Origin of the sequence: Nocardioides stalactiti (assembly GCF_014180715.1) — a bacterium.
GTDB lineage: Bacteria > Actinomycetota > Actinomycetes > Propionibacteriales > Nocardioidaceae > Nocardioides > Nocardioides stalactiti.
The window spans coordinates 1-26813 of sequence record NZ_JACEFC010000057.1; the positions used below are offsets into that span (position 1 = coordinate 1).

Genomic DNA, 26813 nt, shown 5'->3' on the forward strand with positions numbered 1-26813 from the left:
TGGAGGTCGTCCAGGGTCGCGGCAGCCGTCGACGGCTGGATCGCATCGCTGGACGCCGTGGGCGCCGGTGCGACGTAGGGGTCGTCGGACTGGCAACCGGTCAGCGCCGCGCCGACGACGACCGCAGCGGCCAGCGACCACCGGGTGCTTCGCCGGAGGCGCAGCCGCGCGCGATCAGCCGGGGCGGACCGCACCGACGTACGGCATCGAGTGCAGGTCGGCGACCCGGACGCCCGCACCGGGGTTGGCCGCTCCCGCGATCAGGCCGTTGCCGATGTACATCTCGACGTGGCTGATGGGGCTGTAGTAGAAGACCAGGTCCCCGGGCTGCAGGTCGCTCTCGGCGACCCGGGTGCCGCTCCCGAACTGGGCGCTGGAGGAGTGCGGCAGCGAGACGCCCGCCTGCGCCCAGGCCACCATGGTCAGGCCGGAGCAGTCCCAGGCGCTCGGACCGGCCGCGCCGAAGACGTAGGCATCTCCCACCTGGGACATCAAGAAGTTCACCGCAGCGGCCGCACGACCCTCCGCGGGGACCGAGGACGGCGCCCGCGTGTCGCTATCGCGCGACAGGATCGCCTCGCGCTCCTTGGCCTCGAGCTCGTCGAGAAGGTCCTCGGCCTCGGCGAGCTTGTCGTCGACGGTCTCCTTCTCCTCCTGGAGCTCGGCCTCGATGTCGGCCACCTGGTCCCGCCGGTCGGCGGTCTCCTTGCGGCGGATCGCGTAGGCCTTGAGCTCGTCGTTGTAGTCGGAGAGGAGCGACGCCTGGAGGTCGCCCACGGTCGTGAACGTGGACAGCTCGTTGAGGAAGGCGTCCTCGTCGGCATTGAGGAGCTCGGCGGCAGGACCGAGGGTCTGGCCCTGGAACTGGCGGATCACGGAGTCACGGACGTCGGAACGGACCGCGGCGACGGTGTCGCCCTGACGGACCTCGTCGGACTGGAGGGACTCCAGCTCGTCGTTGAGCTCCTCGAGCTCGAGCTTCGCGTCGTGGTAGCGCTCCTGGGCCTGCTCGGCCTCCTGGAACAACCGGTCGACGCGGGCTCGGACGTCGTCGATGTCGGGCTCGGCCTGCGCGGGACCGGACGAGCTCACGGCCAGGCAGACGGATGCGGTGAGCGCGAGCGCGCTCAACGTCGTGGTGATGCGCTTGTGGCCGTTCAGCACGTGCTGGCGGTCCCCTTCGGTGTCGTACGCCTACCGGGTGAGCTGACGGGTTCGGGCACGACTTGCCCTACCCGTGCTCCTCGCGGCTCCGAGCGGCCGCGCCTCGCACGGGATTCACCCCAGGTGGTGGTGGGTCCCCGGCTCCGGGACCTCGCGATCGCTCGCGGCGGCTCCGGACTCGACGCGGTGTCCGCGCGGATCGGTCGATCCACTGCCACGGACACCTGAGCGACAAGCCTAGACCGCCGTCGGAGCCTGACCAAACCCCGGCACGCCGTGCGATGAGCACCGGCGACCGAGACGAACGCCACAGCCGTCACACGGGTCTCACCGGCCTCAGGCGGACTCCACCTCGGGTCCGTCGACCGGCTGCACGAGCCGCAGTCGCGGCACCAGCCCCTCGGCCGCGAGCACGTCGAGCGCGCGCAGCTCCTCGTCGTCGATGGTCAGCTCCGGCGGCGGCCCGAGCAGCACGGTCACCACGCAGTCGTGGCACGCAAGTCCACGCACCAGGCAGGTGTCACAGTCGATCCTCGTCGTCATGCCCGCACCGTGACATCGCCCCCCGACACAACCTCCCCCGGACCGACACCACCCCGTTGCGGCACGCGTCCCGCAACGTGTCGGGGGTCCGTCCTAACGTCAGCCCATGACCGCAGCGCCCGTCCGCACCCGTTGGGAGGAGCAGCGCAGCTTCGACGAGCTGGGCCGCCCGCTGCGGGACGTGACGTTCTGCGTGGTCGACCTGGAGACCACCGGTGGGTCGGTCGGCGATGGTGACCGGATCACCGAGATCGGCGCCGTCAAGGTGCGCGGCGGCGAGGTCGTCGGCGAGTTCCAGACCCTCGTCAACCCGCACACCTCGATCCCCCCGTTCATCGCGGTCCTGACCGGGATCACCAACGGGATGGTCGCCGACGCGCCCCCGATCAGCTCCGCGCTGCCGGCGTTCCTCGAGTTCGCCCGCGGGTCGGTGCTCGTGGCCCACAACGCCCGATTCGACGTCGGCTTCCTCCAGCACTTCGCGCGCGAGCTCGATCTCTCCTGGCCCGACTTCGAGGTCGTCGACACGGTCAAGGTCGCGCGCCGCGTCGTCACCCGAGACGAGGCGCCCAACCACAAGCTGTCGTCGCTGGCGCGGGTCTTCCGCTCCGGCACCACCCCCAACCACCGGGCGCTCGCCGACGCCCGGGCCACCGTCGACGTCCTGCACGGGCTGATGGAGCGGCTCGGGAGCCTCGGCGTCCACACGCTCGAGGAGCTCCAGACCTACTCCTCCAAGGTCGCGGCCGCCCAACGGCGCAAGCGCCACCTCGCCGACCGGCTCCCCCACGCGCCCGGCGTCTACCTGTTCTGCGACGAGCGGTCACGGGTCCTCTACGTCGGCACGTCGAAGGACCTGCGCCGCCGGGTCCGCTCCTACTTCACGGCCTCCGAGACCCGTACCCGGATCGGCGAGATGGTCCGTCTCGCCTCCTCGGTCACCGGCATCGAGTGCGCGACGCCGCTGGAGGCCGAGGTCCGCGAGCTGCGCCTCATCGCCGAGCACAAGCCGAGCTACAACCGCCGCTCGCGGTTCCCGGAGAAGGTCACCTTCGTCAAGCTCACCCGTGAGCCCTGGCCGCGGCTGTCGCTGGTGAAGAAGGTCCTCGACGACGACGCCGACTACCTCGGCCCGTTCTCCTCGCGCGCCAGCGCCGAGAGCTGCCTCGCGGCCCTCCACGAGACGTTCCCCATCCGGCAGTGCAACGACCGGTTCGGCCGCCAGCCCTCGCGCTCGGCGTGCGTGCTCGCCGAGATGGGCCGCTGCCTCTCCCCCTGCGACGGCAGCGTGGACGCCGACACCTACGCCGCCGTCGTCCGCCAGCTGCGCGACGCGCTGCTGCGCGATCCCGACGACGTCGTCGAGCTCGTCAACGAGAAGATGACCGCGCTGGCCGACGAGGAGCGCTTCGAGGAGGCCAGCGTCCACCGCGACCGGCTGGCGTCGTTCGTCCGCGCGGCGGCGCGCACCCAACGGCTCACCTCCCTCACGCGCTGCCCCGAGCTGGTCGCCACCCGCCGCGACGACGAGGGCCGCTGGGCCGTCCACGTGGTCCGGCACGGCCGGCTCGCCGCGGCGGGCGTCATCCCCGCAGGCGCGGACGCCCGCTCCTACGTCGACCAGCTCCGGGCGTCGGCAGAGACGGTCGTGCCGAGCATCGGCCCCCTTCCAGCCGCGACGGCCGAGGAGTCCGAGCGGATCCTGCGGTGGCTCGAGCTGCCGGGCGTCCGGCTCGTCGAGATCGAGGGCGAGTGGACCTGCCCGGTGCGTGGGGCGGGCCGTCCGTCGCCGACTAATCTGACCGCATGATCACCGCCATCGTCTTCGTGAAGGCCGACGTCGCCCGGATCCCCGAGGTCGCCGAGGCGATCGCCGCGCTCGACGGGGTCACCGAGGTCTACTCGGTCACCGGACAGATCGACCTCATCGCGCTGGTGCGGGTCCGGCGCCACGAGGACATCGCCGCCGTGGTCGCCGACCAGCTGAACAAGGTCCCGGGCGTCGCCGACACCGAGACCCACATCGCCTTCCGCGCCTACTCCAAGCACGACCTCGAGTCGGCCTTCTCCCTCGGCCTGGACTGACCTCCTCGGCCCGCGTGCCGCAGACGGAACGCCGGGCAGAAACTCCGCCCATCGGCAGGACGGACGCCGGTCGCGGCGGCGTTCGGGCCGACCTTCTAGTCATTCCGGACCATTTGCCCTCGTTGCAGTTCCTGTTTCGCCCCTCGCCGCCTAACTTCGAGGGGTCGACCGTGTCGGGAGGGCACGGGCGACCCACTTCGGGAGGGGAGCACCATGGGGGCTTCGCGCATGCTCGCGCGCGCGATCACCGTCGTCGTCGTAGCGGGCGGCCTGCTGGCCGCACCGCACGCAGCGGAGGCGGTGCCGGCGGCACCGGGCGGTCTCGGCGTCACCGCGTCGAACCCGCCCGTGCTGTCGTGGAACGCGGTCCCGGGCGCCCGGAAGTACGAGGTCCAGGTCGACGACGACCCGGCCTTCGTGTCTCCCGAGTTCAGCCTGAGCACCGTCAACACCCGCGCGGTGCCGACGCTGGTCCTCCACCCGGGCGAGCAGTTCTGGCGGGTCCGGGCCTCCGACGCCACCAACCTGGTCGGCCCCTGGGCGTCCTCCTCGTTCGACATCGACCCGGTGCCCGTGCCCGGCGCCCTCGCCCCCAACGGCACGACCCTCCCCCAGCCCGGCTCGCCGCCGCTGCTGTCGTGGGACGAGGTACGCGGTGCCGAGGCCTACGTCGTCCAGCTGGACGACGAGGAGGACACCGAGTACGTCGGCGCCCGCGAGTACACGACCAAGGCGACCGCCCTCGTCGTGCCTGAGGCGCTCCCGACCGGCGACACCGGCGAGTCCTACCGCTGGCGGGTCAAGGCGATCCGCGATGCCGGCGTCGAGTCGGCGTTCTCCGGTGACGCCACCTTCACGCTCTCGCCCATCGCCGCGGTGACGCTGTCCAGCCCCGCCAACGACGCCGTCGTCCAGGACGTCGTCCTCGACTGGCAGCCGCTGCCCGGCTCGCAGTACTACGAGCTCGAGGTCTCCTCCGACGACAGCTTCTCCGCCTCGACCCTGATCGAGCCGCGCAAGAAGGTCTACGGCACCCGCTACTCACCCTCGGTGACCTACGACAACAACACCTACTACTGGCGGGTGCGGGCGGTCGACACCTCCGGCAACCCGAGCGCCTGGTCCTCCGACGGCGACCTGCGGCGCTTCGTCCGGTCGTGGACGCTCCAACCGGCCGTCCAGTGGCCGGCGAACAACGCCGACGTGGCCGCCAACCGGCTCTTCCTCGAGTGGGCACCCGTGCAGTACGCGACCCAGTACGAGATCCAGATGGGCACCGACGTCAACTTCTCACCGGGAACCTTCGTCGCCTGCCAGGTCGCCGGCACGACGTACACCCCCGGCACCTTCGAGGTACGGACCACCGACGTCCCGGCGTCGCTGAGCATCGACACCCACGAGCGGTGCACACCGACCGCGGGCATCAAGACCTACTGGCGGGTCCGAGCCCTCGACCTGCCCTTCAGCCGCTCCGGGACCGGGACGGTCGGCGTCCAGGGCCTCTTCTCCTCGACCCGCTCCTTCACCTACCGCCCGACGACCCTCGGCGTGATGTCGCCCGCCGACGACGCCGAGGTGGACGTCCCGATCCTCGAGTGGGACCCCGTCGACTGGGCCGAGAAGTACGAGGTGTCGGTCTATGACAACACCGGCAGCCCGATCGTGAGCCAGAAGAAGACCTACGCGACGTCCTACGTGCCGATCGTCAGCAACCCCCTGACCGCGGCCAAGAGCCCCTACACCTGGACGGTCACGGCGATCGGTGCCGACACGTTCAAGAAGTCCCTCACCGTGCAACGGGACTTCTCGATCACCGGCGACCTCCCGACCACCGGCGCCCCGGTCCTGACCCCGCTGTCGGCGGACGACGTCAACCAGGCCACGTTGCGTGCACCGCTGATGACGTGGGAGCCCGACCCCGCCGCAGCGAGCTACCGGGTCTTCGTCGGGCCCGCGGGCACGGGCACCGTGATCTCCGACAGCAACGACGCGATCGACGTCAAGCTCAGCCACCCGGCGGTGACCGACGTCTGGACCAAGCTGCTCGAGCCCGGCGACTACGACTGGTACGTGCGGTCCTACAACGACAAGGGCGTCCTCCTGGCGACCGGACCCCTCGCCACGTTCCGGATCGCCCCGCTGGCGGCGGTCACCCGGATCCAGGTCGCCCTCGACGGCACCACCCTGGCGCCGCCGTACGGCGCGTCGACCTGCACCGTCGCCGCGCCGTGCACCAGCACGGTCGCGACCCCGGCCATCTCGTGGAACCCGGTCGAGGGTGCAGGGTCCTACCTCGTCTACGTGTCGGAGGAGTCGGACTTCACCAACGTCGTCGAGCCGCTCACCGCGCTGCCCGGCACGTCGAACCTGATCTACACCCCGACGCTCAGCCAGGAGAAGTCAGCACTCGCCGAGAGCCTCGCCGGTGCCTCGTACTACGTGTTCATCCGACCCTGCAAGTCGATCGGCGTGTGCGGGCCCAACCCGGTGTCGACGTCGGGGATGGCGACCAACGCGTTCCAGAAGAAGTCTCCCGCCGTGGTCCTCGAGTCGCCCGCCGACGGTGCGACCGTCGGCACCACCGAGGTCACCTTCGACTGGCAGGACTACCGCGCGACCAACGCGGCCGCGACCTTCCCCCAGACGGGTGAGGCCGGCACCCAGTCGGCGAAGTGGTACCGCGTCCAGGTCGACGACAACTCCAACTTCGCCTCCCCGATCGAGAGCGTGCGGGTGGACCAGTCGACCTACACCGCGCCGACGACGATCTATCCCGAGGGCCCGCTCTACTGGCGGGTCCAGGCGATCGACGCCGACGACAACGACCTCACCTGGTCGACCGGGCGGCTGTTCACCAAGGCGAGCGCCGAGGTCGACCTCACCAGCCCCGCTCCGAACGTGGTGCGCCAGGGAACGACGGTGTTCCGCTGGCAGCCCCGTGCCTACACGGCGAGCTACGACATCGAGCTCTACAAGAACGACGACACGACCTTCTCCAGCGCCAACCGGGTCTTCACCAAGAACGTGAAGCAGACGGCGTACGTCTGGAACGAGGTGATCCCGTCCAGCACCCAGCCCTACGTGTGGCGGGTGCGCACCATCGACCCGCTCGGCAACAAGGGACCGTGGTCGGTGCCGCGGAAGTTCACGAGCTCGACCGAGGAACCGGTCGTCGAGGGCCCCGCCAACGGCAGCTACCTCCAGGGCGACAACATCCTGCTGCGCTGGACGTCGGTGCCGGGCGCGACCTCCTACGAGGTCGAGCTGATGTCTCCCACCGGCAGCGTGGCGGAGCGGGTCGACACGAAGGCGACCGCGTACGCCCCGTCGCGGGGGCTCAGTGACGGCACCTGGCAGTGGAAGGTCCTCGCGGAGAACGCTTCCGGCGGCCAGATCGGCGCGACGGGCTGGGCGACGTTCGTCATCGACGAGAACGGACCGACCGTCTCGACGATCACCCCGAGCACCGTCCGGCCCACGTCGAACCTGGTCATCACGTTCAACGAGCCGGTCAAGAACGTCACCGGGCGCACGCTCTTCATCAAGAAGAACGGCAGCACCCGCAAGCTCGGCGCGACCGTGTCGCTCTCGGCCGACAAGCTCCGGGCGACGCTCAACCCGAACCGGCGCCTGGCCCGGTCGACCGGCTACACGATCACGATGACCGCGGGGATCTCCGACCTGCGCGACAACAAGCTGGCGAAGACGACCCGCAGCATCTTCGTCCGGTAGGGGTCGCCGTAACATCGCGGGAGTGACCTGGATCGATGCCCTCGGGTGGGGCGGCAGCGCGCTGCTCGTCTTCTCCCTGCTCCAGCAGCGGGTGCTGCGGTTCCGCACGCTCAACCTGGTGGCCGGCGGCATCCTCATCGCGTTCAACCTCGTCATCGCGGTCTGGCCGATGGTCGCGCTCAACGCGGTGACCAGCGCGATCAACCTCTGGTTCATCGTCCAGCTGAGACGGCAGCGTCACGACGCGGCGACGTTCGAGGTGATCGAGGTCGGCCTCGACGACCAGTACCTGCGCCACGTGCTCGACACCCACGCGGACGACATCCGGGAGCACCAGCCGACCTTCTCGGGGCGGCCGGGACCGGGCCAGGAGGCGTTCGTCGTCGTCAAGGGCGACGAGACGGTCGGGGTCGTGGTCATCGAGCGTGCTGCGGACGACCCCGGGACCGCGCACATCTGCCTCGACTACGTCACGCCCCGCTACCGCGACTTCACGCCGGGTGAGTTCGTCTGGCGGCGCAGCGACCTGCTCTGCAGCCGCGGCTACCGCCGGGTGATGACGTCGCCGAACATCGTGGCGCCGTACTACGACCAGATCGGCTTCCGCCCCAGTGGCGACGTGTTCGTCCTGGAGCTGGAGCCGGCCGCCCAGCCGCTCGACCGGCCCTAGACCGACGCGGCAGCGACCCAGCGCTCCAGCGCCGACCGGGCCGCCCCGGAGTCGATGGCCTCCCCGGCCCGCACGATGCCGGCGGCCAGCGCCTCGTGGACGTCGGCGTCCGGGGCGTCATAGACGGCCAGCGCCGCGCCGGCGTTGAGGACGACGGCGTCGCGAACGGCACCCCGCTCCCCCGCCAGCAGCCGTCGTACGACGTCGGCGTTGTGGTCGGCGTCGCCGCCGCGCAACGCGTCCTGGTCGGCCACGGGGATGCCGAGCCGCTGCGGGTCGACGGAGGTCGCGGCGACCTCGCCGTCGCGCGCCACCCAGACCGCCGAGGTCGTGGTCGTGGTCAGCTCGTCGAGGCCGTCGTCGCCACGGAAGACCCAGGCGTCGATGCCACGGCCGGCGAGCACCCCGGCCATGATCGGGGCGATCCGCGCGTCGGCGCAGCCGACGGCACGCGCCTGCGCGTGGGCCGGGTTGGTGAGCGGGCCGAGCATGTTGAAGGTCGTGCCGATGCCGAGCTCGCTGCGGGCCGGGCCCGCGAAGCGCAGGGCCGGGTGGAACGTCTTGGCGAAGCAGAAGGTGATGCCCGCCTCCTCCGCGACGGCCGCCACCCGCTCGGCGGACAGGTCCAGCCGGATCCCGAGCGAACGCAGCACGTCGGCCGAGCCCGACTGCGAGCTCGCCGAGACGTTGCCGTGCTTGACGACCTTGGCGCCGGCACCGGCCGCCACGATCGCGGCCATCGTCGAGATGTTGACCGACATCGACCGGTCACCGCCGGTGCCGACGACGTCGAGCAGCCGGCCGGAGACCTCGATCGGGGTCGCCGCGCCGTACATGGCGTCGACCAGGCCGGTCACCTCGGCGACCGTCTCGCCCTTGGCGCGCAACGCGACCGCGAAGCCCGCGATCTGGGCGTCGGTCGCCTCGCCGGCGAGGATCTCGCCCATCGCCCAGCGGATCTGCTCGGAGGTCGCCTCCGAGCCGGCGACGAGCACGCTGAGGACTGACGCCCAGCTGTGGCCGGTCATCGGGATCAGGCAGGGACGCGCGAGCGCAGCAGGGTGACGACCGCCTCGGCGAGCTGGATCGGGTCGATCGGGTGCGGGACCGCCGCGTCGGCGCGTGACCAGGTCGCGAGCCAGGCGTCCTGCGGCCGTCCGGTCAGCACCACGAGCGGCGGGCAGGAGAAGATCTCGTCCTTGAGCTGCTTGGCGATGCCCATGCCGCCGGCCGGCACCGCCTCGCCGTCGAGGATCGCCAGGTCGATGTGGCCGGCGTCCATGTTCTGGATGACGACCGGCTCGGTCGCCACCTCGACGTACTCCACCTCCGGCAGGTCCGGGTGGGGACGACGCCCCAGCGCCAGGATCACCTGCTCGCGGGTGTGCACGTCGTCGCTGTAGACGAGGACCTTCAGGGTCCGCTTGCCTGCATGGGAGTCGGTCACGGCACGTAGGTTACTCGGACGCTGCGGACTGGCGCTCCAGGCGGTCGAGTCGGTCGAGTCGGCGGTCCTCCCGCTCGGCCTCCTTCATCGACGCGCGCACCCACTGGACGAAGAGCACGACGAAGAAGACGAGGCCCACGAGGTCCCCCGCGCCCCACAGGATCCCGCCGGCCAGCTCCTGGTCGGCGCGCGGGTCGGGCAGCCAGCCGTAGCCCGCCCTGTCGTGGAGCGAGGGGTAGTGGTCACCGCCGATGAGCGCGGTCTGTCCCATGATCGTCACGCCGAGGAAGGCGTGGAACGGCAGCGTCAGCACGGTCAGGAGCACCCGGAAGGGGTGCGCCACCCGGCCCGGGAGCGGGTCCACGCCCACGATCGGCCAGAAGAACAGCGCTCCGACCGCGACCAGGTGGACGTGCATCATCTCGTGGACGTACGCCGACGAGAGCGACGCGTCGTACCAGCCGGTGAAGTAGAGCGCCCACGGCGAGATCACGTAGAGCAGGAAGGCGAGCGGCGGGAAGGAGAGGACCCTCACCACCCGCGAGTGCAGGACCGCCAGCAGCCACGTCCGGGGCGTCCCCGGCAGCGTCCGCAGGGCGAGGGTCACCGGCGCGCCGAGCGCCAGGGAGAGCGGCACCACCATCGACAGGACCATGTGCTGGCCCATGTGGACGCTCAGCAGCACGGTGTCGTAGGCCGCCAGCCCGGAGGAGGTCGCCAGGTAGAAGGCGACCATCCCGACACCCCAGGCGATCGATCGGCCGACCGGCCAGCGGTCGCCTCGCCGGTGCAGCGCGCGCACCCCCAGCACGTACAGCCCCACGGACCACACCGTCACCACCAGGGGCAAGGGTGCCAGCGTCCACTCGGTCACGAGCGTCGCCCAGGACAGCGGTTCCACTCCTCGACGGTACGTCGTCGAGCGCGTAGCGGGATCGAGGGGTCCGATTCCAGGGGGTCGGGGAGACGTTCGGCCCGGGTATCGACATAATGACCCTCGTGGCGACCACAGCAACCGCATCTCTCCCGGCCTCGCGACTGCACGGCCAGCACGACCGACCCAGCATGGTCGCGGTCGGGACCATCATCTGGCTCTCCAGCGAGCTGATGTTCTTCGCGGCCCTGTTCGCGTCGTACTTCACGATCCGCTCGGTGAGCCCCGAGATGTGGGCCGAGAACACCGACCTGCTCAACGTGCCGTTCGCGTCGATCAACACCACGATCCTGGTGCTGTCGTCGTTCACGTGCCAGCTCGGCGTGTTCGCTGCCGAGCGCGGTCAGGTGGGGCGCAAGGGCTCGCTGCTCCAGGTGGGCGGCTGGGGCCTTCGCGAGTGGTTCATCGTCACCTACATCATGGGCGCCATCTTCGTCGGTGGGCAGGCGCTCGAGTACGCCGAGCTCATCCACGAGGGTGTGACGATCCCCCACGACGCCTACGGCACGATGTTCTACCTGACCACGGGCTTCCACGGCATCCACGTGACCGGTGGCCTGATCGCGTTCCTGTTCGTCCTCGGCCGCACCTATCTGGCCAGGCGCTTCACGCACGAGCAGGCGGTCAGCGCGATCGTGGTGTCCTACTACTGGCACTTCGTCGACGTGGTCTGGATCGGCCTGTTCGCGACGATCTATCTTGTGAAGTAGATCACATGAGCGATCCGACCTCGACCTCAGCGACGAACGACTTTTGCCCGTTCCTGATCTTCAAGGACTGAATGTGCGCCTCCTGAACCGCTCCGCCGGCCGCCTGTCGCGACACCGCCGCGGACCGATCGCCGGCCTCGTCGTGCTCCTGATGGGCCTGCTGATGACCGGCGGTCTGTACGCCGCCTTCGCGCCCGCCCAGGCCGACTCGACCCAGAGCCAGGAGGAGCTGGTCCGCGAGGGCCGCGAGCTCTTCATCGTGGGCTGTGCCTTCTGCCACGGCCAGAACGGCGAAGGCGTCCTGACCCAGGGCGGCGACCAGTACGGTCCCGCGCTGACCGACGTGGGCGCTGCCGCGGTCGACTTCCAGGTCGGTACCGGCCGGATGCCGATGGCCGCCCCCGGCGCCCAGGCCCCGCGCAAGGAGGTCGTCTACACCGACGACGAGATCGCTGCGCTCTCGGCCTACGTCGCCAGCCTCGGCACCGGACCGTCGGTCCCTGACGCCGAGCTCTACGACCCCGACACGCTCTCGGAGGCCGAGTACGACGAGTACGTCACCCGTGGCGGCCAGATCTTCCTGGCCAACTGCACGGCGTGCCACAACTTCGAGGGCTCCGGCGGCGCCATGCCGCGCGGCGGCGTGGCGCCCAAGATCCGCGGCGTCGACCCCAAGTACATCTACGAGGCCATGCTGACCGGCCCGCAGTCGATGGACACCTTCTCCGACGGCAACATCCCGCCGGAGGACAAGAAGGCCGTCATCGCCTACCTCGACACCCTCGACGAGCAGCCGAGCTACGGGGGTCTCACCCTCGGCAGCCTCGGCCCCGTGAGCGAGGGCTTGATCGCGTGGCTGATCGGCATCGGTGGTCTCGTCGGGTTCGCGATCTGGATCGCGGCCCACACGACGCGCACGAGCAGGACGAAGGACGGGGCGGACGCGTGACCGACGCACACGACAACCACGACGACACCGGCCACGGGGGCGACGGCGCCCCCGAGGAGCCGATCGCGAACCCGGGCCTGCCGGCCCACACGTGGCGTCCGACGGACGTCGACCCGAAGTCGGAGAAGCGGGCCGAGATCCAGGTCGCGGCGCTGTTCGGCCTCTCCGCGGTCTGCACGATCCTGTTCGTGGTCTCGTACTTCACCTACGACATCGGCGACAACTGGAGCGTCATCGGCGGCGTCGGCGCCTCGACGGTCGCGCTCGGTGCGACCCTCGGCCTCGCGCTGCTGTTCATCGGGGTCGCGATCATCCAGTGGGCTCGCAAGATCATGGGCGACCACGAGATCACCGAGCTCCGGCACCCGGCCGCGTCCCCCGAGGAGGACCGCGAGACCACGCTCGAGGCGCTCAAGATCGGCATCGAGGAGACCGGCATCGCCCGACGTCCCCTCATCCGCAACTCGGCGCTCGGCGCGCTCGGCCTCCTCGGCCTGCCTGCCGTCGTCCTCCTCCGCGACCTCGGCGAGCTCCCGGGCGACAAGCTCGAGCACACGATCTGGGGCCAGGGCGGCCGCAAGCTCACGATCGTCGAGGACGGCAAGGAGAAGACCGTCGTCGTCCCGAAGATGAGGATCTCCCGCGACGCGATCGGCACGCCGATCCTCGCCTCCGACCTGGAGATCGGCGACCTGGTCAACGCTCAGCCCGAGGTGCTCTTCAACCCGGAGCGCTACTACGTGGAGCCGAACGAGGTGCACGGCCACCACCTCCAGGTGCACAAGAGCAAGGCCTCGCTCATCCTGCTCCGCATGGACCCCGCCGACATCACGCCCGGCAAGGGCCGTGAGGACTGGGACGTCCAGGGCATCGTGGCCTACTCGAAGATCTGTACCCACGTGGGTTGCCCGATCTCCCTGAACGAGCGCACGACCCACCACCTGCTCTGCCCGTGCCACCAGTCGACCTTCGACCTCGCCGACTCCGGCCGAGTCGTGTTCGGCCCGGCAGGTCGGCCGCTCCCGCAGCTGCCGATCGAGGTCGACGAGCAGGGCTACCTGGTCGCTCAGAGCGACTTCACCGAACCGGTCGGGCCCAGCTACTGGGAGCGGGACTACGACCGGGACCGCTTTGGGGAAGGTGACTGACCATGAAGACTGCTGACGTCGCGTCGACGAACGGCACCGAGCCGGCGACGCAACCGCGGGGCGCCAAGACCGCGGGCGCGGTCGCCAACTGGGCGGACGAGCGCCTCGGCCTCGGCACCGCGATGAAGAAGCAGCTGCGCAAGGTCTTCCCGGACCACTGGTCGTTCATGCTCGGCGAGATCGCGCTGTGGAGCTTCGTCATCCTGTTGCTGACCGGCGTGTTCCTCACGCTGTTCTTCGACCCGAGCATGGCCGAGGTCCAGTACGACGGGTCGTACGACCCGCTGCGCGGTGTCTACATGTCGCGGGCCATGGCCTCGACCCTGGAGATCTCCTTCGACGTCCGCGGTGGTCTGCTCATGCGGCAGATGCACCACTGGGCCGCGATGATCTTCATCGCCGCGATGATGATCCACCTGCTCCGCGTCTACTTCACGGGCGCGTTCCGCAAGCCGCGCGAGATCAACTGGATCATCGGCTGCCTCCTGCTGCTGCTCGGCACGATCGAGGGCTTCACCGGCTACTCCCTCCCCGACGACCTGCTCTCGGGCACCGGTGTCCGGGCCGCGGACGGGTTCATGAAGGCCAGCCCCGTGGTCGGCACCTACATGTCGTTCTTCCTGTTCGGCGGCGAGTTCCCGGGTGACCAGATCATCCCGCGCCTCTATGCCATGCACATCCTGCTGATCCCGGGCATCCTGCTCGCACTGATCGCGGCCCACATGCTGCTGCTCGTCTATCACAAGCACACGCAGTGGCCCGGACCCGGTCGCACCGAGGAGAACGTGGTCGGCTACCCGCTGCTCCCCGTCTACATGGCCAAGGCCGGCGGCTTCTTCTTCATCGTCTTCGGCATGATCGCGCTCCTGGGCGGACTGTTCACACTGAACCCAGTGTGGAAATTCGGGCCCTACGATCCATCCAAGGTGACAGCCGGCTCCCAGCCGGACTGGTACATGGGCTGGCCCGACGGGCTGCTGCGCATCATCCCCGCGTGGGAGACCCACATCTTCGGGGTGACCCTGTCCTGGAACATCATGCTGCCCATCCTCGTGATGCCGCCGCTGATGATCGGGGTCCTGGCCGCGCTGCCGTTCATCGAGTCGTGGATCACCGGCGACAAGCGGGAGCACCACCTGCTCCAGCGGCCGCGCAACGCCCCGACGCGGACGGCCGTCATGGTCGCGCTGATGACCTTCTACGGCCTCTCCTGGGCCGCGGGCGGCAACGACATCATCGCGATCAAGATGCACCTGAGCATCAACCAGATCACGTACTTCATGCGGGGTGCCGTGATCATCGGACCGATCATCGCGTTCATCATCGCGCGACGGTGGTGCATCTCTCTCCAGCGCCACGACGAGAACAAGCTGCTCCACGGCTACGAGACAGGTGTGCTCGTCCGGTCGCCGCAGGGTGGCTACGCGGAGAAGCACCTGCCGATCAGCGAGGCGGAGGCCTACCGGCTCACCGCCCGTGACCGGGAGGAGGTCTACGTCCCCGACAGCACCGCGGATGCGAGCGGTGTGGCCGCTCCTGGCGGCAAGCGGGCCGAGATCACCAACAAGGTGCGCGGCAAGCTGTCCGAGCTCATGTACGCCGACAACGTGCAGAAGCCGACCGCGGAGGAGCTCCACGAGGCCCAGCACCACTCCGAGCACGAGCTGCACGAGCTGGAGCACCAGATCGCCTCCGGCCCCAACAAGCACGGCCCGTCCTCCGACCACTGAGTCGTACGACGACCCGAGGCCCGTCCCGCGCTATGCGGGGCGGGCCTCGGTCCTTCTCCAGGCCATCGCCACCGCCCCCGCGACGACCAGCGCTCCCCCGACCAGCACGAGCCAGGCCAGCGGCCGCTCGAACGGCCCCCAGAGGAACGCGTTGCGGTTCCAGACGTGGGCGACCTTGACGGCGAACCCGTCGACCACCGCACCCGGGGTGATCATCGCGAACTGGAGGGCGGCGACCGGCGCGAACGCGCGGCGGGCCCGCTCCCCCATCCGGTGGGCCGAGAGTGCCAGGGCCGGCGTGGCGCAGACCAGCAGCTCGAGAGTGGTCCGGTAGCCGTAGAACTGGTCGCCGCCGCTGAAGCGCACGAGCAGGCCCTGGAGGAGCAGGTAGACGACCCCCGAGACGAGGAGCGCCCGGCTCCAGTCGGGCAGGTCGCGCCACCCCCGCCTGAGGGCAGGGGCCATGACGAGCAGCAGCGGCGTCCAGATGAGCAGGCCGCGGTCCGGCGCGATCCAGAAGCCGAGGAAGTTCACCACGTCGATCACGTTGCGATCGGCGTTGCCCGTGAAGTCCCCCGCCCGGTACCCCGACGACGGGTCCCACGACCCGTACATCCAGTAGGTCCACACCGACATCAGCGCCAGCATCGCGCCGCTCACCACGCCGACCCGGACGGCGATCGCGGGGCGGCGTCGGACCACGGCGAGGAGGACGCCCAGCACGGCACAGATCACCGCGGCGTGCAGCCGACCCCAGAGCGCGACGCCCCCGCACAGGCCCACCACCCACCAGCGCTCGCGGTCCGCAGCCCAGGCCATCCCCACGATCGCGAAGCAGGTGAGCGTGTGCGGCCACATCCCGTCGGCGGCCACGCTCCACAACGGCGTGGCCAGGCCCAGCAGGAGCGCGGCGAGCAGAGCCTTCCGGGTCCCCGTCCGTGGACGCAGCGTGAGGAACAGCAGGGTCACCGTGCCCGCGGTGACGAGTGCTGCCATCGCCCCACCCGGCACGGCGCTGATCCCGGCGGGGCGCAGCAGGAAGTACGCCGGGACGGAGGCGGCGATGACGCCCGGAGCACGGCCGACAGCCTCCCGACCGTCGGCGGTCTCGACGATCCAGGTCTCGCGGATGATGTTGTCGTCGAGGAGCGGGAAGTCGGAGATGTCCGGCACCGGGTCGCCCGTCGTCGCGATGTGGCGGGCTGCGAAGTCGGCGGTGAAGACGTCGGGGCTCGGGTTCGGGCTGATCGTCAGCAGGTAGACGAGGGCGATGCCACCGAAGAGGGCGGCGGGGACCAGCCACGAGGACCGCACGATGCTGCGCACGGCGCCATTGTGGGCGGCGGAGCGGGCCCGGAACACGCCGTGGACGCCGTTCACCGGGGTGTTCGCCCGGCGTACACCTGACAGTCTCTCGCTGCTCCGGTCCTGCTCCCCGGCCCTCCCTAGGTTCCCCTCCGTGAAGCTCGTCGTGCAGATCCCCTGCCTCAACGAGGAGGAGACCCTCCCCCTCGTGCTGGCGTCCATCCCGGACGTCGTTCCGGGCATCGACGAGGTCGTCGTCGTGGTCGTCGACGACGGCTCGACCGATCGCACCGTCGAGGTCGCGCGGGCGATGGGCGTGCGCCACTTCGTCCACCACCGGCGCAACGAGGGCTTGGCCCGGTCGTTCACCGACGGCGTGACCTATGCCCTCTCGATCGGTGCCGACATCGTGGTCAACACCGACGGCGACAACCAGTACCCGCAGAACCGGATCGCCGACCTGGTCGCGCCGATCGTGCGCGGCGACGCCGACATCGTGATCGCCGACCGCCAGGTGCAGCTGATCGAGCACTTCTCGCCGAGCAAGAAGCGGCTCCAGCAGCTCGGCAGCTATGTCGTCAACCGCGCCGCCGGCACCGAGCTCCCCGACGCTGCGAGCGGGTTCCGCGCCTACTCGCGCGAGAGCCTGATCCGGCTCAACACCGTCACCCGGTTCTCCTACTGCATGGAGACGATCATCCAGGCCGGCTACAAGCGGATGGCGATCGCGAGCGTCCCGGTCGTCACCAACCCCAAGACCCGGGAGTCCCGGCTCTTCGGCTCCACCCGCGAGCACGTGCTGCGCTCCGGGTCCGCGATCGTCCGGGCCTACGTGATGTACCGGCCGTACATGATCTTCGGCTGGCTGGCCGGACTCTTCGGCGTGCTCGGGCTGCTCCCCTACCTGCGATACGCCTACCTGGAGGCCAGCGGCGACGGCGGTGGCCACCTCCAGTCCCTCGTCCTCGGGACGGCGCTGGTCCTCATGGCATGCCTGAGCCTGATGCTCGGCATCGTCGCCGACCTGATCCGCACCAACCGCTCCCTGATCGAGACCAACCTCGAGCACACGAAGCGAGCCCGATTCGAAGGATCGGCCGACCGTACGGCGGCCCTCCCGGCAGGAGTCCGATGAAGCACCTCTACGTGCGCTGCCTGCGGATGCTGGGCGCCGCCCTGCGCGCCATCGGCGTCCTCGGTCTCCTCGAGCGCCGGGCTCCGTGCTCGCGCGCGGCGACCTGGGCACGCTCCCTCTTCGCGATCCACGACATCGACCAGCTCGCGCGCCTCGGGGTCCCGTGGTGGACCTTCGACTCCGCCGACCGGATCGCCGCCTTCCTCGACCTGCGCCCGGACGCCCGGATCTTCGAGTGGGGCTCGGGCGCCTCGACCCTGTGGCTCGCCGCCCGGGCGGGCTCGGTCCACTCCGTCGAGCACCACGCCGGCTGGGCCGCCGACCTGACTCCGCGTCTCCCGGCCAACGTCGTCCTCGAGGTCGTCGAGCCGACGGAGAACCACAGGCCCGCGGTCGGCTCCCGCAAGCCCGGCCACGAGGGCCTCGACTTCGCGGCGTACGTCGCCGCGATCGACCGCACCTCCGGCGTGTTCGACGTCATCGTCATCGACGGCCGCGCCCGGGAGGCCTGCCTGGCCCGGGCCGTGGACCGGCTCGCGCCCGGCGGGGTCATCGTCTTCGACAACGTCGACCGCCAGCGCTACCGCGACGCGATCGACGCGCTGGGCGGAGCCGTCGAGGTGACGATGACCCGCGGGCTCACCCCGGCACTGCCCTACCCGACCCGGACCGCCCTGCTCGAGCACGCGGACGACACCGCCGCGACGGCGTGAGCCGCCCGCGCCTCCTGCTGGCGGCCCGGATCGGCTTCGTGCTGGTCACCATCGGGTGCGCGTGGTGGAGCTTCCGCGGTCGGTGGAGCGAGATCGGCGACCAGGTCCTCGAGACCGGGCCGCTCGACCTCGGCGTCGCGTTCGCGCTGACGGCCCTCGGCCTGCTGGGGACCGCCCTCATCTGGCGGCACGTCCTCGCCCGGCTGGGCGCGCCGGTCCCCCACCGGGACGCGGCCGCGATCTTCCTCATCGGCCAGCTCGGCAAGTACATCCCCGGATCGGTCTGGACCTTCGCGGCCCAGGCCCAGCTCGGGCGGCGCCACCAGGTCCCGCCGCGGGCCAGCGTCACTGCCTCCGCGGTCTTCCTGCTCATCCACACCTTCAGCGGGGCGTTCCTCGGGAGCGTCCTCGCCGCGGCCGACGTCATCGACACCCGCGTCTCCTGGTGGTGGTGGACGGCCGCCGCTCTCGGCAGCGCCGTCCTGCTGAGCCCGCCGGTGGTCCGTCGGGGCGCTGACCGGATGGTCGGCCGCGACACGACGGTGCGGTTCGGTGCAGCGGACCTCGCGTTCGCGCTGTGCGGCATGGCCGTCGTCTGGGTGGCGTACGGCGCCGCGGTCGGCGCGCTCCTCGACGTCCGCACCGCCGAGGACCTGGTGGTCGCGACCGGCGCCTTCGGCCTCGGCTTCGCCGCAGGCGTGCTCATGGTGCTCGCGCCGGCCGGTCTCGGTGCCCGCGAGGGCGTGCTCATCGCCCTGCTCGGGCCGGCGTTCGGGGTCGGTCCGGCGGCCGCGGCCGCCCTCCTGGCCCGGGTCGTCCACGCCTCCGCGGACTTCGCGGTGGCGGTGATCGCCCGGGCGGCCGCCCGGCAGGCGGCCAGCGTCGACGATTCCGAGGACGCGCATGCAGCCGTCGGTTGACGCCCGACGCCCCACCACGTCCAGCGACCGCCGTACCCCCGGCTCGGCCGCGGCCCCGCTGGCGGTCCTCGCCGTCCTGCTCGCAGCGTTCGTCGGCGCCCGGCTCGCGTCGTTCGGCTGGGACCCGAGCATCTTCGTCGTCGCCGGCGACGGCATCACCGACCCGGCCGCCGCTCCGCCCCACCTCGGCGTCAGCACCGGGACCGACGGCTACGACGGTCAGGCGTACTACAAGCTCAGTCGGGACCCGCTCACCGCGGAGGTCACCGAGCACGGGATGACCTGGAAGCGCCCGGCGTACTGGCAGGCGCGGATCGGCTACCCGGCCGTCGTCTGGGCGGTCTCCGCCGGCGGCCGCGAGGCGCTCGTGCCGACCGCGATGCTGGCGGTCAACCTGCTCGCCCTGCTCGCGCTGGCCGCCGTCGCGGTCGCGCTGGCCCGCGACGCCGGGCGGAGCCCCTGGTTCGCCCTGGTCCCGGCACTGTTCGGCGGCTACCTGGTCGGCGTCAGCCAGGACCTCAGCGAGCCGCTCCAGGGCGCCCTGCTCCTCGCGACCCTGCTCGCGCTGCGCCGCGAGCGGTGGGTCGGCGCGACAGCGCTGCTGACCGCCGCCGCGCTCACCCGCGAGACCTCGCTCGTCGTTGCCCTGGCGATCGTGGGCGTGGCCCTGCTCGCGCGACTGCGCCGCAGCGGCGCACCGACCCCGCCGTGGTGGGTCGGGGCGGTCCCGCTGGCGTTGTACGCCGGGTGGCGGACCTGGGTCCGGTCCCGCTGGACCGAGGTGGCGCCCGCGCCTCCCGGTGACAACATCCTCACCTGGCCGCTGTGGGGCCTCCTGCGCCACGTCGGCACTGCCCTCGCCGACCTGGACACCCACGGCGGCAACCTGGTGCTCGTCGTCCTCGCCGTCGCCGTGGTGGCGATCCTGGGCAGCACGCTCGCCACCGCGGGCGCCGGCCCCTCCCACGAGCGGCTGGCGCTGACCGGCTACCTCCTGCTCCTGGCCTGCCTCCCGATCTGGGACCGCAACCAGGCCTACCTGCGCTGGTGCTGCGAACCGGTCCTGCTCGGCAGCACCCTCCTCCTCGGGATCCAGGGCGCCCGCCGGCGCACCGTCGCGCTCGGGACCAGCCTCGCCCTCCTGTGGGGCGCGACCGCGGTCGCCACCGTCCGCTACCCCGGCACCGAGGATTGGTGCCCGGCTGCCGTGAACACCGAACGACGAGAGGTGCCGCCGTGCTCGAAGTGAGCCCCGCCCCCCGCCGGAGCCCGATGACGGTGCCTGCGCTCATGGCCGTGCTCGTGCTCCTCGTGGGCGCGCAGGTCGCCTGCGTCTTCAAGTTCCCGAGCTGGGGAAACGACGAACCCGCCCACCTCGGCTACGTGGCCGCCCTGGCCCGCGGCGACCTGCCGACCATCGAGACCGACACCGTCGCGGACCCGCAGCAGTACGGCGTGATCGCCGACGACCTGGTCGGCTGGGACGAGGAGCACGGCGACGTCTGGACGGCGAACCACGCCCCGCTCTTCCACCTCACCGTGCTGCCGCTGTGGTGGGCGAGCGACGGGGAGCCGCAGCGGGTCTTCATCGCGATGCGGCTGGTCAACACGCTCGGGTTCGCGCTCTGGGTGCTCCTCGTCGGCCTCATCGCGCGGGAGCTGGTCCCCCGGCGACCGGCGGTGCCGGCGCTCGCCGCCGTCCTGGCGGCGACCCCCACCCTCAGCCTGCGTGCCGGCTTCCTCATGAACGACGGGATGAGCTCCGCAGGGGCGCTGCTCGCGTTCTGGATGACCATCCGAGTGCTGCGGGACGGGGTGCGGGTGGACCGGGTGACCGGCGGCCGGCTCGCCCTCGCCGCGCTGGGGGGCGTCGTCGCGGCCGGGACCAGGGCGTCCGGGGTCCTCGTCGTCGCCGCGTGCTGCCTCACCCTGCTGGTCGCGCTCTGGCGGCGGTACGGCGCCCGGCAGGCGATCCTTGCGGCCGGCGTCGTCGGCGGCGTGCCGGCCCTGGCGACCGGCTGGTTCTACCTGCGCAACCTGCACCTCTACGGCGACCTGACCGGCCAGTCTGCGCTGCTCGACAAGTTCCAGCGCAACCCGGTCACGACGCTCGGCGGGATCTGGGGCATCCCCAGCCTGGACGAGGCCCTGTACTCGATGCCGATCGCGTTCGCCGTGCTGCTCGTGCTCGTGCCGGTCGTCGCGATCCGCCGCGTGCGTCGTACCGGGATCACCTGGGACGCCGCGTGGGTCATGCTGCTCGCGCACGGTGCCGTCACCGCGGTCCAGATCGTCGGTTTCCTCCGGTCCGGCGGCGGCTACCACGACCGCTACCTGATGACCGTGATGCCTCTCCTCGCGACGGCCGGAGCGCTGGCGATGCTCCGCACCGGACGCCACGAGTGGCGCGTCGCTGCCGTCTGGTCAGGCGTGCTGCTGGCCTGGCTGGCAGGCGCGCTGGTGTGGCTGGAGCGGCTCCAGATCTTCGGGCGTCAGACCAGCCACCCGGTCGAGGGTCCGCTGCCGGAGCTCCTGGTCGGGCTCGCCGTCGCGACCGGGCTGGCCGCGTGGGCGACGGTCGTCGCCCACGCCCGCTCCGACGGGGACCGTCCTCAGCTCAGGGCAGAACCCGCCTTGAACTCCGCCCAGGAGTCGTTCCAGTCGCTGTAGCCGTTGCCGGGCTCCATCGGTCGGTCGGTGCCGGTGTACTCGACCACGTCGCCGCGCAGGGACATGCCGTAGAGCCAGCCGGCGTTCTCGGTGCTCATGCCGGTGCAGCCGTGGGACACGTTGGCGTAGCCCTGGGAGCCGACCGACCACGGCGCGGCGTGGATGAACTCGCCCGAGTAGGTCAGTCGCATCGCCCACTGGACGTCATCGATGTCGTAGGCCTCGGCGGATCCCGCCGGGATGCCGACCGTCTCGGAGTTCATCCGCCTGACGTCGAACTTCTCCATGATCACCTTGATGCCGGAGCGGGTGGTGAACCCCTCCTTGCCGGTGGTGATCGGGATCGTCCGGAGCAGGTCGCCGTTGGAGTAGACCTTCATCTGGTAGGTCTGGGCGTTGACCTTGTAGACGTGGGCGTCGCCGATGGAGAAGTCGAGCGCGCGGTCCTCCTGGCCGTAGATCCCGTTGCCGGCGTCGACGCCGTTGATGTCCAGGTCGACGCTCACCTCGGTACCGGCCTGCCAGTACGCCTTCGGCCGGTAGTGCGCCTCGGTGTCGCTGATCCAGCTCCAGGTGCCCGTCTGGGCCGGGGTGGAGGTCACGTGCATCCGGCGCTCGAACGCCGCCTTGTCGGTGACCGGGATGTCGAAGGTGACGACCACCGGCATGCCGATGCCGACCGTCTCACCGTCGAGCGGTGCCACCGACGGGTAGGTCTGCTGGTCGAGGCTGAGGGCCTCGGTGGTGAACGAGGTCGTGCTGCGGACGGTCGAGCCGTCACGGCCCTCGCCGACCGACTTCACGGTGTAGGTGATGCCCGGCTCGAGCAGCTCCCCGGCCGTCCAGCGGGTGCCGTCGTCGGAGATCGCCCCCGGCAGCTCACCGCCGGGCTGGCTCACGGTGACCTTGGTCAGGGTCGCCTCGTCGGCGGTCACGGAGAGCTCGGTGTCGACGGGGACGCCGGTCGCGCCCTTCTTGACGCTCGCCTTGAGGGTCGGCTCGTCGTACGTCGCTGCGGTGGTCTCGGAGGACCGGTCGTCCTCGTCACCGACGCCGGCTGCCTTCATCGCGTCGTCGGCGGCGCTGCAGCCGCTCAGGAGCAGGGCGGTGACGGCGAGGCCAGCCAGGGCACGGGTCGTCAGGGCAGGCATGGGCGGTGTCCGTTTCTCAGGGTTCGGGGGGCGGCACAGCGCCGCACTTCGACTGTAACCCGCGCAGGTGAGCAGAAATGACCACCTGCGCGTCACCTAGATCACGCGCCGCGGGGACAAAAGGTTGCGATACATCACAGAACGCAGCGCGGTACCGTCAAAAACGCCGCGGGCGGCCCGGGGGCCCCCGGGCCGCCCGCGTGCGCCAGAGCCTCGGCTCAGTGGGCGTGGACGCCCCGGTAGTACTCGAAGACCATGCCGGAGAGCGCCAGGGCGCCGAGGACACCACCGAGGATCGCCAGCCACCAAGCGGTGACGGCCAGGGCCAGCACGATCGTGGAGAGCGTGCAGGCGCACCAGAACGGCCACCAGGAGTACGGCGGGAAGAACCCGAGCTCGCCGGCGCCGTCGGCGATCTCGCCGTCGGTGCGGTCCTCCGGGCGGGCGTCCATCCGGTTGGCGTGGAAGCCCAGGTAGAGCGTCACCATCGCCGTCAGCAGCGTCGTCATGACCAGCGCAGACGTGCCGGTCCAGTCGGCGCCGGTGTCACCGTTGTCGGTGATCAGCCAGTACGCCGGGGTCACCAGCACCAGGAAGACGGTGGTGATGCCGAAGAGCCATGCCTCGACCTTCATCAGGCGTCATCCCCCTCGTTGAGGTCGGTGCTGTCGTGCTGGTAGCTGTGGTTCTCCGGCTTGCCGGCGTCCTTGTTGGCCTTCTCCTGGGCGAGGTGCTCCCCGCGACCACGAGCGTCCGGGGCGTCGACCACCTTGTCCGTCGCCTCGGCAGGGTTGGCGTCCAGCTCGATGGCGGCGATGTCCGGGTGGTGCAGGTCGAACGCCGGCGACTCCGAGCGGATCCGGGGCAGGGAGTGGAAGTTGTGGCGCGGCGGCGGGCAGCTGGTGGCCCACTCGAGCGACCGGCCCCAGCCCCAGGGGTCGTCGACGCCGACCATCGGGGACTTCCGGGTGATCCACACGTTGTAGAAGAACGGCAGCATCGACGACGCCAGGATGAACGCACCCACGGTCGAGACCTGGTTGAGCGCAGTGAACCCGTCGCCCGGCAGGTAGTCGGCGTAGCGACGCGGCATGCCCTCGACACCCAGCCAGTGCTGGACGAGGAACGTCGTGTGGAAGCCGATGAACAGCAGCCAGAAGTGGACCTTGCCGAGGCGCTCGTCGAGCATCTTGCCGGTGAGCTTGGGCCACCAGAAGTAGAACCCCGCGAACATCGCGAACACGACGGTTCCGAAGACGACGTAGTGGAAGTGGGCCACCACGAAGTAGGAGTCGGACACGTGGAAGTCCAGCGGCGGGCTGGCCAGCAGGACGCCCGTCAGACCACCGAAGAGGAACGTCGTCAGGAAGCCGACCGACCACAGCATCGGTGTGTCCAGCCGGACCGAACCGCCCCACATGGTGCCGATCCAGTTGAAGAACTTCACTCCTGTCGGCACGGCGATCAGGAACGTCATGCCGGAGAAGAACGGGAGGTTGACCGCTCCCGTGACGAACATGTGGTGCGCCCACACCGCCACGGAGAGGATCGCGATGCCCATCGTGGCGCCGACCAGGCCGACATAGCCGAAGAGGGGCTTGCGGCTGAAGACCGGCAGGATCTCGGAGATGATGCCGAAGAACGGCAGGGCGATGATGTAGACCTCGGGATGCCCGAAGAACCAGAACAGGTGCTGCCACAGGATCGCGCCGCCGTGGGAGGCGTCGAACACGTGGGCGCCGAGCTGTCGGTCCGCCTCGAGCGAGAGCAGCGCACCGGCCAGGACCGGGAACGCGATGAGCACCAGCAGGCTGGTGATCAGCACCGTCCAGGTGAACATCGACATCCGGAACATGGTCATGCCGGGGGCACGCATGCAGATGATCGTGGTGATGAAGTTGACCGCGCCGAGGATGGTGCCGAGACCGGCCATCCACAGACCCATGATCCAGAGGTCACCACCGACGCCGGGGCTGTTGACCGAGTCCGAGAGCGGCGTGTAGGCGAACCAGCCGAACGACGCCGCACCCTGCGGGGTGAGGAAGCCGGCCGCCGCGATGAGACCGCCGAACAGGTACAGCCAGTAGCTGAACATGTTGAGACGCGGGAACGCGACGTCCGGGGCACCGATCTGCAGCGGCATGACCGCGTTGCCGAAGGCGAAGAACAGCGGCGTCGCGAAGAGCAGCAGCATGATCGTGCCGTGCATCGTGAAGAGCTGGTTGAACATCTCTTCGTTGACGACCTGGCTGCCCGGGTAGGCTAGCTCGGAGCGCATGATGAGCGCCATCAGGCCGCCGGCCAGGAACCAGCCCATGGCGGTCACGAAGTAGAGGTTGCCGATCAGCTTGTGATCGGTCGTGGTCATGGCCCGCACCAGGAACTGGCCCAGCGGCTTGCGCTCGGTGAGCTCCACGGAACGCGCGGCGGTCGCGGTCACTCCTGCTCTCCCTCGGTGTCGTTGAGGTCCTCGAGGACCGGGGTCGTGGAGTAGTCACCGCCGACGACGGGCTCCTCGCTCACGTGGTCGGGGTCCGCCGCGAGCTCGGCCAGGTAGGCGTCGTACTCGGCCTGCGTGACGACCTTGACGTCGAACAGCATCCGGGAGTGGTACGTGCCGCACAGCTCGTAGCACTTGCCCTTGTAGGTGCCGGTCTTCATGGTCGTGACCTGGAACTTGTTGTCCCGTCCCGGGACGACGTCCATGCGCATGGTGAACGCCGGGATGCCGAAGTCGTGGATGACGTCCGGGCTGTAGAGGTCGAACTGGATCGTGCTGTCGACCGGCAGGACCAGGAGCGGGATGTCCTCACCCGTGCCCGAGACGTAGACGTTGGTGCCCTCGGGCGTGTCCACGGAGTCGGGGTAGTTGAACGTCCACTGCCACTTCTGGCCGACGACCTTGACGACGACGTCGGGGTTCTTGTCGATCTCCAGCGCGATGTTCTGGACCCGCACCGTGTGCGAGAAGAACACGATCACCATGACGATCGGGAAGATCGTGTAGAAGATCTCGATCGGCAGGTTGTAGCGCGTCTGGACCGGGACCTCGTCATCGCTGCGACGGCGGTAGATGACCACCGCGCCGAGGATGAGCGCCCAGGTGACGATGCCGGTGATGATCGCGGCGATCCAGGACCCCTGCCACAGGTCGAGGATGTGCTGGCCCTCCTCCGTTGCAGGAGCGGGCATCGCGATGCGGCCGGCCTCTGTCTCATCGGAGCAGCCGGCCATGCCCAGCGCGAGTACGACGATGCCGGCAAGGAACACGACGCGGCGGAGCCGCCGGGTCGTTCCAGCCGTGCGATCGGGGTGCCTCAAGCCCACGAACGAGCCTTCCTCTCGAGGGTCACAACTCCTCCGAACATTAGCGGACCCCGGCCGTCAGGAGAGCGCAGGGTCTGAAAGATGGCCTCCTCGGCGTGCCCCACTAAATTCGAGTGCGTGACCAGCCCCCGCGGCTACCTCGACACGGCGTCGGCCGAGCCGCTCCATCCCGCAGCCCGCGAGACGCTGCTCGCCGCCCTCGACCGGGGGTTCGCCGATCCCCGCCGGCTGCACCGCGCGGGCCGCGACGCCCGCCTGCTGCTCGACAACGCCCGGGCGGTCGTCGCGGAGTGCCTGGGTGTCCACGCCGACGAGGTGGGCTTCACCGCCTCCGGCACCGACGCCGTCCACCGCGGGCTGCTCGGCCTGGTCGAGGCGCGGCCCGGCGACGGGATCGCCCACGGCGCGGTCGAGCACTCCTCCGTGCTCCACGCGGTGGCCTGGCGGCCCTCCGACGCGCACACCTCCGTCGGCGTCGAC

The 26813-nt window shown here is 70.4% G+C and carries 25 protein-coding genes and 1 riboswitch; of the genes, 14 read left to right on the forward strand and 11 right to left on the reverse strand.

The annotated features are described in order from the left end of the window. The 3 genes from H0487_RS12660 to H0487_RS12670 form a co-directional block, all read right to left on the reverse strand. Window positions 1–194, reverse strand: a 194-nt coding sequence (locus H0487_RS12660; RefSeq protein ID WP_220793362.1) for a hypothetical protein, incomplete at its 3' end; no start/stop codon positions are given. Beyond that, a complete protein-coding gene (locus H0487_RS12665) occupies window positions 175–1164 on the reverse strand; it encodes a C40 family peptidase (protein ID WP_183094595.1) in 990 nt (329 codons plus the stop codon). The genes H0487_RS12665 and H0487_RS12660, both read right to left, overlap by 20 nt. 12 nt (window positions 1165–1176) lie before the next feature. Further along, window positions 1177–1330, reverse strand: a riboswitch (cyclic di-AMP (ydaO/yuaA leader). 170 nt (window positions 1331–1500) lie between these two features. Beyond that, window positions 1501–1707, reverse strand: a complete 207-nt coding sequence (locus tag H0487_RS12670) for a hypothetical protein (RefSeq protein ID WP_183094596.1) — start codon at window positions 1705–1707, stop codon at window positions 1501–1503. A gap of 106 nt (window positions 1708–1813) precedes the next feature. Here H0487_RS12670 and H0487_RS12675 point away from each other — a divergent pair, with 106 nt between their 5' ends. From H0487_RS12675 to H0487_RS12690, 4 genes are all read left to right on the forward strand, one after another. Continuing rightward, entirely contained in the window at window positions 1814–3517 is a 1704-nt protein-coding gene (locus tag H0487_RS12675; RefSeq protein ID WP_183094597.1) for a DEDD exonuclease domain-containing protein, read from the forward strand. Then, complete coding sequence (locus H0487_RS12680) at window positions 3514–3792, forward strand: Lrp/AsnC family transcriptional regulator (RefSeq protein WP_183094598.1); 279 nt, start codon at window positions 3514–3516, stop codon at window positions 3790–3792. The genes H0487_RS12675 and H0487_RS12680 overlap by 4 nt, the downstream gene beginning before the upstream one ends. Before the next feature lie 213 nt (window positions 3793–4005). Then, window positions 4006–7524 (forward strand): Ig-like domain-containing domain, encoded by a 3519-nt coding sequence (locus tag H0487_RS12685; RefSeq protein WP_183094599.1) that lies wholly within the window; start codon window positions 4006–4008, stop codon window positions 7522–7524. A gap of 22 nt (window positions 7525–7546) precedes the next feature. Then, window positions 7547–8194, forward strand: a complete 648-nt coding sequence (locus H0487_RS12690; RefSeq protein ID WP_183094600.1) for a hypothetical protein — start codon at window positions 7547–7549, stop codon at window positions 8192–8194. Here H0487_RS12690 and trpD read toward each other — a convergent pair. Genes trpD through H0487_RS12705 form a run of 3 tightly spaced genes read right to left on the reverse strand, consistent with a single transcriptional unit; the run spans window position 8191 to window position 10542 of the window. Next, window positions 8191–9222, reverse strand: a complete 1032-nt coding sequence (gene trpD, locus H0487_RS12695) for an anthranilate phosphoribosyltransferase (RefSeq protein ID WP_183094601.1) — start codon at window positions 9220–9222, stop codon at window positions 8191–8193. The two genes, H0487_RS12690 and trpD, sit on opposite strands and share 4 nt — an antisense overlap. Window positions 9223–9227: 5 nt before the next feature. Next, window positions 9228–9641, reverse strand: coding sequence for an Rv3143 family two-component system response regulator (locus tag H0487_RS12700; RefSeq protein WP_183094602.1), 414 nt, complete (start codon window positions 9639–9641; stop codon window positions 9228–9230). Window positions 9642–9651: 10 nt separating this feature from the next. Beyond that, the gene (locus H0487_RS12705; RefSeq protein ID WP_312855931.1) at window positions 9652–10542 is read right to left on the reverse strand and encodes a cytochrome c oxidase assembly protein; all 891 of its coding nucleotides are present in this window, start codon (window positions 10540–10542) and stop codon (window positions 9652–9654) included. 89 nt (window positions 10543–10631) lie between these two features. Here H0487_RS12705 and ctaE point away from each other — a divergent pair, with 89 nt between their 5' ends. The 4 genes from ctaE to qcrB all read left to right on the forward strand — a co-directional run bounded on the left by ctaE (window position 10632) and on the right by qcrB (window position 15112). Further along, a complete protein-coding gene (gene ctaE / locus H0487_RS12710) occupies window positions 10632–11285 on the forward strand; it encodes an aa3-type cytochrome oxidase subunit III (RefSeq protein ID WP_183094604.1) in 654 nt (217 codons plus the stop codon). Between the two features lie 73 nt (window positions 11286–11358). Further along, entirely contained in the window at window positions 11359–12234 is an 876-nt protein-coding gene (qcrC, locus tag H0487_RS12715; protein WP_446685567.1) for a cytochrome bc1 complex diheme cytochrome c subunit, read from the forward strand. After that, window positions 12231–13382: a cytochrome bc1 complex Rieske iron-sulfur subunit gene (gene qcrA, locus H0487_RS12720; RefSeq protein WP_183094605.1), complete on the forward strand. Its 1152-nt coding sequence runs from the start codon at window positions 12231–12233 to the stop codon at window positions 13380–13382. The genes qcrC and qcrA overlap by 4 nt, the downstream gene beginning before the upstream one ends. Window positions 13383–13384: 2 nt before the next feature. Continuing rightward, window positions 13385–15112, forward strand: coding sequence for a cytochrome bc1 complex cytochrome b subunit (qcrB, locus tag H0487_RS12725; RefSeq protein ID WP_183094606.1), 1728 nt, complete (start codon window positions 13385–13387; stop codon window positions 15110–15112). 30 nt (window positions 15113–15142) lie between these two features. Here the strand turns inward: qcrB and H0487_RS12730 are convergent, their stop codons facing one another. Further along, the gene (locus H0487_RS12730; RefSeq protein WP_183094607.1) at window positions 15143–16438 is read right to left on the reverse strand and encodes a hypothetical protein; all 1296 of its coding nucleotides are present in this window, start codon (window positions 16436–16438) and stop codon (window positions 15143–15145) included. A gap of 133 nt (window positions 16439–16571) precedes the next feature. Between H0487_RS12730 and H0487_RS12735 the strand changes: the two genes are divergently transcribed. From H0487_RS12735 to H0487_RS12755, 5 genes are read left to right on the forward strand one after another with little or no spacing between them, the layout of a single operon-like run. Continuing rightward, window positions 16572–17552, forward strand: a complete 981-nt coding sequence (locus H0487_RS12735; protein WP_183094608.1) for a glycosyltransferase family 2 protein — start codon at window positions 16572–16574, stop codon at window positions 17550–17552. Further along, window positions 17549–18265 (forward strand): class I SAM-dependent methyltransferase, encoded by a 717-nt coding sequence (locus tag H0487_RS12740; protein WP_183094609.1) that lies wholly within the window; start codon window positions 17549–17551, stop codon window positions 18263–18265. Before H0487_RS12735 ends, H0487_RS12740 begins: the two co-directional genes overlap by 4 nt. Then, window positions 18262–19185 (forward strand): lysylphosphatidylglycerol synthase domain-containing protein, encoded by a 924-nt coding sequence (locus H0487_RS12745; protein WP_183094610.1) that lies wholly within the window; start codon window positions 18262–18264, stop codon window positions 19183–19185. The genes H0487_RS12740 and H0487_RS12745 overlap by 4 nt, the downstream gene beginning before the upstream one ends. Beyond that, window positions 19169–20434, forward strand: a complete 1266-nt coding sequence (locus H0487_RS12750) for a hypothetical protein (RefSeq protein WP_183094611.1) — start codon at window positions 19169–19171, stop codon at window positions 20432–20434. The genes H0487_RS12745 and H0487_RS12750 overlap by 17 nt, the downstream gene beginning before the upstream one ends. Further along, complete coding sequence (locus tag H0487_RS12755; protein ID WP_183094612.1) at window positions 20422–21855, forward strand: hypothetical protein; 1434 nt, start codon at window positions 20422–20424, stop codon at window positions 21853–21855. Before H0487_RS12750 ends, H0487_RS12755 begins: the two co-directional genes overlap by 13 nt. On the opposite strand, the gene H0487_RS12760 is transcribed toward H0487_RS12755, so the two are convergent. From H0487_RS12760 to ctaC, 4 genes are all read right to left on the reverse strand, one after another. Beyond that, on the reverse strand, window positions 21798–23006 hold the full coding sequence (locus H0487_RS12760) for a L,D-transpeptidase (RefSeq protein WP_183094613.1): 1209 nt from the start codon (window positions 23004–23006) through the stop codon (window positions 21798–21800). The two genes, H0487_RS12755 and H0487_RS12760, sit on opposite strands and share 58 nt — an antisense overlap. A gap of 218 nt (window positions 23007–23224) precedes the next feature. After that, window positions 23225–23641 carry a cytochrome c oxidase subunit 4 gene (locus H0487_RS12765; protein WP_183094614.1) on the reverse strand — a complete coding sequence of 139 codons (417 nt, stop codon included), beginning with the start codon at window positions 23639–23641 and terminating at the stop codon, window positions 23225–23227. After that, window positions 23641–25446 carry an aa3-type cytochrome oxidase subunit I gene (ctaD, locus tag H0487_RS12770; RefSeq protein ID WP_376766680.1) on the reverse strand — a complete coding sequence of 602 codons (1806 nt, stop codon included), beginning with the start codon at window positions 25444–25446 and terminating at the stop codon, window positions 23641–23643. Before ctaD ends, H0487_RS12765 begins: the two co-directional genes overlap by 1 nt. After that, on the reverse strand, window positions 25443–26333 hold the full coding sequence (gene ctaC / locus H0487_RS12775; RefSeq protein ID WP_446685568.1) for an aa3-type cytochrome oxidase subunit II: 891 nt from the start codon (window positions 26331–26333) through the stop codon (window positions 25443–25445). Before ctaC ends, ctaD begins: the two co-directional genes overlap by 4 nt. A 117-nt stretch (window positions 26334–26450) precedes the next feature. On the opposite strand from ctaC, the gene H0487_RS12780 reads away from it, so the two are divergent. Further along, the coding region (locus tag H0487_RS12780; RefSeq protein WP_312855932.1) for an aminotransferase class V-fold PLP-dependent enzyme at window positions 26451–26813 on the forward strand (363 nt) is incomplete at its 3' end.